Consider the following 7,191-nt stretch of genomic DNA (forward strand, 5'->3'; position numbering starts at 1 on the left):
TGGGTGGAAATCGCGGCGCGCTGGACGCATGTGATCACCGCCATCGCGTGGATCGGCAGTTCGTTTTACTTCATCGCGCTGGATCTGGGGCTGCGCAAGACGCCGAGCCTGCCTGCCCTTGCACATGGCGAAGAGTGGCAAGTGCATGGCGGCGGGTTTTACCACATCAACAAGTATCTGGTGGCGCCAGAAATGCTGCCTGAACATCTGACGTGGTTCAAGTGGGAGAGCTATGCGACCTGGCTTTCCGGGTTCGCGATGCTGGTGCTGGTCTATTATCTGGGCGCGGAGTTGTACTTGATTGACCCGACAGTGCTGGACCTGACCGTCTGGCAGGCAGTGGCGATTTCGCTGGCGTCGCTGGCGTTCGGGTGGGTGGCGTATACCACGCTGTGCCGGGTGTTCGTCGATGCCAACCAGACCGTGCTGATGGTGGCGCTGTTTGCGGTGCTGGTGGGGATGTCGTGGTTTTACACGCAGGTGTTCAGCGGACGGGCGGCGCTGCTGCATCTGGGGGCTTTCACCGCGACGATCATGAGCGCCAATGTGTTCATGGTGATCATGCCGAACCAGCGCATCGTGGTGGCCGATCTGAAGGCCGGGCGGAGCCCGGATGCCAAGTACGGCAAGATCGCCAAGCAGCGCAGCACGCATAACAACTATCTGACGCTGCCAGTGGTTTTTCTGATGCTGTCAAACCATTACCCGCTTGTTTTTGCGACGCAATACAACTGGATCATCGCCAGTCTCGTGTTCCTGATGGGGGTGACGATCCGGCACTGGTTCAACACCAGGCACGCGCGCCGCGGCAACCCGCACTGGACCTGGGGGGTGACGGTGATCCTGTTTCTGATCATCGCGTGGCTGTCGACCGCGCCGATGCGGCTGGTGCCTGATGAGGCGGCGCTGCAGGGCGAGGCGCTGCGGCTGGCCAGTGCCGATGGGTTCGAGGATGTGGTGGGCATCGTGCAGGGCAGGTGCAGCATGTGCCATGCGGCGGAACCGTCATGGGAGGGGATGTATTGGCCGCCGAAGGGCGTGGTGCTGGAAACGCCGGCGCAAGTGGCGCATGAGGCGCGGCGGATTTATCTGCAGGCGGGGGTAACGCATGCAATGCCGCCGGCCAACCTGAGCTACATCGAGCCGGAGGAGCGGGCGAAGATCGTCAGGTGGTTTCGCGGGATCGGGGTGGATGATCCGGTCTGATGGGTGTGGAAATCCGGCCGGGGGGCTGGCGGGCCTAGCCTTCGGTGCGGCTGTCGCTGTCACGGTTGCGCGGATAGGATTTGATGCCGTCAAACGGCGGCAGCCAGCTTTCGCGGCGGATGGTCCAAAGCTCGTAGGTCGGGCGGAACTGATCGGGGGCGTCCAGCGCGCCAAGGTTCACCTCGACTTCATCGCCGCTGCGCCCGAAAACCGGCGAGCCGCAGGACGGGCAGAAATGCCGTCCGGCGCGGCTGTGCGTGGTGCCGGTGATGGCAACAGCCTGTTCGGGAAAGATTGCCGAAGCGTGGAACAGCGCGCCGTGATGCTTGCGACAATCAAGGCAATGACAGATCCCTACGCGCCAGGGCCGCCCAGTGGCGCTGATCCTGACTGCCCCGCAAAGGCAGCCGCCAGTAACAGGTTCCATCCCGACCCCTCTCTGATCTGCAAGCAATGGTCTTAGTCGCCCAGTTTCGCGTGAACCTCATCCAGATCGACCGGGCCTTTCGACATCTTGTTGGCCGGATTGTCGAAATCATAGCGGAACAGCTGAAAGTCGCGTTTGTAGATTTCCCACATGAGGTGCATCGACAGATCGTCGAAATACGCCTCGACCGGATGGGCGCGCGCCGGACCGTGGCCTTCGCTTTCGTTAAAGCGCGGAACCTGCTTCAGGTCGATCGGATGCTTTACGGTGATCTTGTCGAGCACGGTCTGCATGCCGGTGTCGAAATCTTCGGTGAAGAAGATCTGATCGTAGCGCCCGCCGTTTACGATGAAGGTGGACACGTGACCCGCCATGGCGGACCAGTGAATGTCCGGCTCCATCGGTTTTTTCCAGCGGATGCTGTCACGGGTGAACAGCAGGAACCGGCGGAAACTGGCGATCTGATCGAAGTCCTGCTTGCCGTCCGCGCCGCCAACTTCGACGCCGTATTTCTGCACCAGCAGCGGCACGAGATTGCCCCGGTAGCGTTTTCCGTTGCGTTGAATGCCGCAGATCTTGTCGAAAAAGGTGGAGAGGATCCGGGTATAGGGGTTGCGCACGCAGGTGAAGGCGTAGGATTTGTGGTGGCGTACATTGTCGATGATGCGGGGCTGGCTGGCCTCGATCGCCCATTTGTGCATGCCGGAGGAAGCGTCGTGGATGTCGCCGTCAAAGTAGTGGCCGTGGTCGGAATAAAACATGATCTGCCCGATGGTCGAGCAGGCACATTTCGGAACAACCCTGTAGACCACACTTTCGCTCTCGGTCATCCAGGTACCGGGAAACCCCATGCGCAAACACCCCTACCTTTTTCACACCCAGTTGTCGTAAGATCAAAAGTGGCCAAAAAAGCAAAGAAATTCTGTCTTTTCAAGGATGCATAGCGCAGTTTGGCCATGCAGTCATGCGGCCCACAAGGAAACGACAGCAAGAATGACGAAGATCGCCTATCTTTTGCTATGCCACAAGGACCCCGAAGGGATCATTGCGCAAGCGATCCGGTTGACGGCGGCGGGCGATTGCATCGCGATCCACTTCGATGCCCGGGCCAAGGCGCAGGATTACGAGCGGATTCGTGCAGCACTTGCGGAAAACCCGTCGGTGGCGTTTGCCAAACGCCGGGTGAAATGCGGTTGGGGTGAGTGGAGCCTGGTCGACGCGACGTTGCAGGCCACCAAGGCCGCCGTCGAGGCATTTCCGCAAGCCACGCATTTCTATATGCTGTCGGGCGACTGCATGCCGATCAAGTCGGCGGAATACACGCGGGCCTATCTGGAAGCGAATGATGCGGACTACATCGAAAGCTTCGATTTCCACGATTCCGACTGGATCAAGACCGGGATCAAGGAAGAGCGGCTGATCTATCGCCATTGGTTCAACGAACGAAACCGCAAAACCTGGTTCTATGCGTCGATGCGGGCGCAACGCGCGCTTGGGCTGACGCGCAAGGTGCCGGAGGATCTGCGGATCCAGATTGGCAGCCAGTGGTGGTGTCTGCGCCGCCAGACGGTGGAACGGGTGTTGGATTTTTGCGCAAGGCGGCCGGATGTGGTGCGGTTCTTCCGCACGACATGGATTCCGGACGAGACGTTTTTCCAGACAATCGTGCGGCATCTGGTGCCGGACCGCGAGATCAGGTCGCGCACCCCGACCTTCCTTTTGTTCACCGATTACGGGATTCCGGTGACGTTCTTTGACGATCATTTTGAAATGCTGCTGGCGCAGGACTTCTTGTTCGCGCGCAAGATCAGCGTGGATGCGATGTCATTGAAGCAGCGGCTGGGTGCGCTCTACTCCGAAACCGGGTGCAGTTTTCAGGTGTCGGGCGATGGCCGCCGACAGTTTCAGTTTCTTACCGGGCGGGGCCGGGTAGGTCGGCGGTTCGCGCCGCGGTTCTGGGAGGCGGAAACCAGCATTGGCCGCGAACGCACCCTGATGATGGTGACGTGCAAGAAGTGGCACGTGGCCAAACGTCTGGTAGACCGGGTGCGAAGCGTGACCAACCTGCCGGCGATCGACTATCTGTTCAACGAGGCGGGCACCCAGCTGCCCGATCTGGGCGGCATCCAGACCACCTTGGAAAAGCGGATGCGACATCGGCGGGCGCTGGTGCGGATGTTGTTCGATTATTGGCAAACCGACCGCCTGGTGTTCTGCATAGACCCGGCAAACACCGACCTGATGCAGGATTTTTACAAGGACCGGGCAAAGGTACGGCTGCTGGAGATCGAATGCGACTTCAGCGACGACTATCTGATCGGCCACGCCAAGCGCGTTGGTCTGGCTGGCGAACGCACCCCGCAGGAGACGATCAACCGGCTGTTGCCGACCATCCGCTATGACGTGACCTTTGAAAGCGAACGGATTCGGGATATGAATCTGCCGGGCTATGGCCTGATCCGGCAGGGGGCAACGGCGGACGAGAACGCCTTGCCGTTGGCGGAATTTCTTGACATTCCCGTCGACAAGGCGCGCGCGATTGCGGCGACAGAGTATCTATTTCTGGATTGAACCCGATGACCTACAGCTACGATCCCACGAATATCTTCGCCCGCATTCTGCGCGGCGAAATTCCCAACAAGACGGTGATGGAAACGCCGCACACGCTGGTGTTTCACGACATCCACCCGCAGGCCCCGGTGCATGTTCTGGTGGTGCCGAAGGGGGCTTATGTGACGCTGGATCATTTCGCCGCCGAAGCCTCGGCCGAGGAGATCGTGGATTTCCACCGCACCCTGGCCAAAGTCTGCCAGATGCTGGGAATTTCCGGGCCGGACGGGTATCGCGCGATCAGCAATGCCGGTGTGCATGGCCTGCAGGAAGTGCCGCATTACCATTTGCACATCCTGGGCGGGCGGGTTCTGGGACGGTTGGTCGAACCGGCCTGAACCCGCAGGAATCGGGTCGATCGGGAGGCAGTCACCGGGCATCTTTCGTGAAAATGGAGGATGCGATGCGATTTGTGGCAATTTCGACGGATCTGGCCCGGCACTATCAGGCCGGTGGGGCAGATGCGAATGGTCAGGTGCCGGAGCGGCAGCTGGCAGAAGGGGGCGGTAACCCGTGCCGCCACTGCCTGAAGATGATCGCCGACGGGGCGGAAATGCTGGTGCTGGCGCATCGGCCATTTCCCGCACCGCAGCCTTATGCCGAACTGGGACCGATCTTCCTGTGTGCTAATCCTTGCGAGGCGGGAGGTGGCGCGGCGTTGCCGCAGATGCTGGCGTCGCCCGACTATATCGTGCGGGGGTACGGCGCGAATGACCGGATCGTGTACGGCACCGGCGGCGTTACCCCGACGTCCGGCATTCCAGAGCGGGCGGAGGCGTTGTTAGGCGATCCCCAGGTGGCCTATCTGCATGTGCGGTCGGCCCGGAACAACTGCTTTCAGTGCCGCATCGAGCGGTGATCTTGGGGAGCGGCGTGCCGCCGCAAGCCTTTTGTCTTGGCTACGCGCTTGCGCGCTTCGCCTGCGGTGTGGGGGCGCTGCCTCCAAGGGCCTTGCGGCCCTTCCCCCGGGATATTTGGCGAAGAGGAAGGGTCTAGCGGCGGAACGGGCTGGGGCGGAGGCCCCGGGCGGCTGAGGTGGTGACGTCGGCGATGCGTTTGGCGCGGGTTTCAGCGGTCTTCGCGGTCTTGATCCATTCCAGGGTGCCGCGTTTGATACTGCGGGGGATCGCGTCCCAGAAGGCGCGCTGGCCGGCGGCGTCGAGGGCGGCAAGCAGGTCATCGGGCGCGGTCAGGGCGTCGACATCGTTCAGGAAATCCCATTGGCCGTTGGTCTGGGCGAGGGCGATTTTCGCCTCGCCCGCCGGTGTCATCGCGCCTGAGGCACGGGCGCGGGCGACATGCGCCTTGTTGATCGCCGACCAGGCGGATTTCGGGTTGCGCGGGGCGATCAGGATCATCGAGCGGTCAGCGTCGAGCGCGCGGGTGACAGAGTCGATCCAGCCCCAGCACAGGAGTTCCTCGGTGATGGATCCGTAGGGGCCAAGGTAATCGGGGTGGTGCTTCTTGTAACTGGCGAGCCAGATCGGGCCGGGCTGCGTGTGGTTTGCGGCGAGCCAGGCGCGCAGGTCGGCGCGCGAGCGGATGGTCAGGATCGGGGCATTGTCAGCGGCGGCCATGGGTTTCGTCCCAGGTTTTCAGCCAGCGCTTTGGGGCGGCGTCGCGCCAGGCCTGGGTCAGGCGGGCGCGGGCCCAGCCCTCGTCAATGCGGCCTGCGCGCAGGAGGATCAGGTTGTGCGGAGCATAGTGGGGGTGGAGCAGGAAGGTGTCGGGGTCGGCGGCGAGCAGCATTTCGCGTTGGTCCTTGACGCACTTGAACACGGCGGCGTCGACGTAAGGGCTCCACCAGCACCACATCTTGCCATGGGCTTTCAGGGATTCGTTGCCCCAAGGGTAGTCGATGGTGACCTGCGGCAGGTTCAGCGACAGGGCGAAGGACTTGAGGGCGGGCCAATCAGGGATCATGCGCTCTTTTCCCGAGATCATTCAAGCACACAGTGGGAATACTCGGGCCGCGGAAGCTCTTGCCGGGGAAAGGCAAGACTGAAACCGCTAGCGAATTGCGCGACGAACCCCCCATCTCTCGTTCCGAATTTTCCGTCACCGACCCCATTTTGAGCAACGCGACAGTCCTGCGTGAAGCGGATCACATCGGTCACATAGATGAGACGCAAGTCGTCGCCATCATGGACCACCGAGGCCATTGGGTGAACCGAGGTTAGAAGACCGCCGTTTTCATCTTTGCTTGCGAGATAGCGGTCGCCGAAACTCGACACATAAGAATGCTTTGAGAAGACATAGACAGTCAGAGGTAGTTCTTGCTTCTAAGTCTCCTCTGCGAGTGCGACTGCCGGGATTGCAAGTAAAACGACCGCCAAACCACCGAGAAATCTGCTGAGCCCCTTTGTTTTCACGCAACCTCTCCCAATCAATGCGCCTCGGCCCAGCTTTTGCCGGTGCCGGATTCTACGGCGAGATGGACGTTGAGCGCCACTGCAGGGTGCGCGGCGGTTTCCATGATGTGCTGGGCGATGGGGATCAGCGTTTGGGCTGCATCCTCCGCCACCTCGAACAGAAGTTCGTCGTGGACTTGCAGCAGCATCTTCGCGTCGATGCCCTTGATGGCTCCGGGCATCCGGATCATCGCGCGGCGGATCACGTCGGCAGCGGTGCCTTGAATGGGGGCGTTGATCGCGGCGCGTTTGGCGAAACCGGCGGCGGGGCCTTTGGCGTTGATCTCGGGAGTATGAATTTTCCGACCGAAAAGGGTCTGCACGTAGCCGTTTGCCTGCGCAGATTTGACAGTATCGGACATATACTCCTTGATGCCGGGGAAACGTTCGAAATAGCGGTCGATGAAGCCCTGCGCCTCGGCCCGCGGAATGCGCAGGTTGCGGGCGAGGCCGAAGCCGGAAATGCCGTAGATCACGCCGAAGTTTATTGCCTTGGCCTTGCGCCGGATGTCGGAGGTCATCTGGTCGAGGGGGACG

The 7,191-nt window shown here is 61.3% G+C and carries 9 protein-coding genes; 4 read left to right on the forward strand and 5 right to left on the reverse strand.

What is annotated here, in order from left to right; genetic code table 11:
• Positions 1-1,206: urate hydroxylase PuuD (locus RMO18_RS01990; protein WP_309663647.1), on the forward strand; the 1,206-nt coding region annotated here is incomplete at its 5' end.
• Between the two features lie 34 nt (positions 1,207-1,240).
• Here RMO18_RS01990 and RMO18_RS01995 read toward each other — a convergent pair.
• Positions 1,241-1,633, reverse strand: a complete 393-nt coding sequence (locus RMO18_RS01995; protein ID WP_309663648.1) for a GFA family protein — start codon at positions 1,631-1,633, stop codon at positions 1,241-1,243.
• A 32-nt stretch (positions 1,634-1,665) separates the two neighbouring features.
• Positions 1,666-2,484, reverse strand: a complete 819-nt coding sequence (locus tag RMO18_RS02000; protein WP_309663649.1) for a sulfotransferase family protein — start codon at positions 2,482-2,484, stop codon at positions 1,666-1,668.
• A gap of 142 nt (positions 2,485-2,626) precedes the next feature.
• On the opposite strand from RMO18_RS02000, the gene RMO18_RS02005 reads away from it, so the two are divergent.
• From RMO18_RS02005 to RMO18_RS02015, 3 genes are all read left to right on the forward strand, one after another.
• Complete coding sequence (locus tag RMO18_RS02005) at positions 2,627-4,204, forward strand: DUF5928 domain-containing protein (RefSeq protein ID WP_309663650.1); 1,578 nt, start codon at positions 2,627-2,629, stop codon at positions 4,202-4,204.
• Positions 4,205-4,209: 5 nt separating this feature from the next.
• Positions 4,210-4,581 (forward strand): HIT domain-containing protein, encoded by a 372-nt coding sequence (locus tag RMO18_RS02010; protein ID WP_309663651.1) that lies wholly within the window; start codon positions 4,210-4,212, stop codon positions 4,579-4,581.
• 65 nt (positions 4,582-4,646) lie between these two features.
• On the forward strand, positions 4,647-5,102 hold the full coding sequence (locus tag RMO18_RS02015; protein ID WP_309663652.1) for a DUF1203 domain-containing protein: 456 nt from the start codon (positions 4,647-4,649) through the stop codon (positions 5,100-5,102).
• A gap of 133 nt (positions 5,103-5,235) precedes the next feature.
• Here RMO18_RS02015 and RMO18_RS02020 read toward each other — a convergent pair whose 3' ends face one another.
• The 3 genes from RMO18_RS02020 to RMO18_RS02030 all read right to left on the reverse strand — a co-directional run.
• Entirely contained in the window at positions 5,236-5,820 is a 585-nt protein-coding gene (locus RMO18_RS02020) for a YdeI/OmpD-associated family protein (protein WP_309663653.1), read from the reverse strand.
• Entirely contained in the window at positions 5,807-6,166 is a 360-nt protein-coding gene (locus tag RMO18_RS02025; protein ID WP_309663654.1) for an MmcQ/YjbR family DNA-binding protein, read from the reverse strand. Before RMO18_RS02025 ends, RMO18_RS02020 begins: the two co-directional genes overlap by 14 nt.
• Positions 6,167-6,629: 463 nt before the next feature.
• Positions 6,630-7,191, reverse strand: a 562-nt coding sequence (locus RMO18_RS02030) for a DNA polymerase (RefSeq protein WP_309663655.1), incomplete at its 5' end; no start/stop codon positions are given.

It is taken from the genome of Tabrizicola sp., from assembly GCF_031377265.1.
Classification (GTDB): Bacteria; Pseudomonadota; Alphaproteobacteria; order Rhodobacterales; family Rhodobacteraceae; genus JAUYQR01.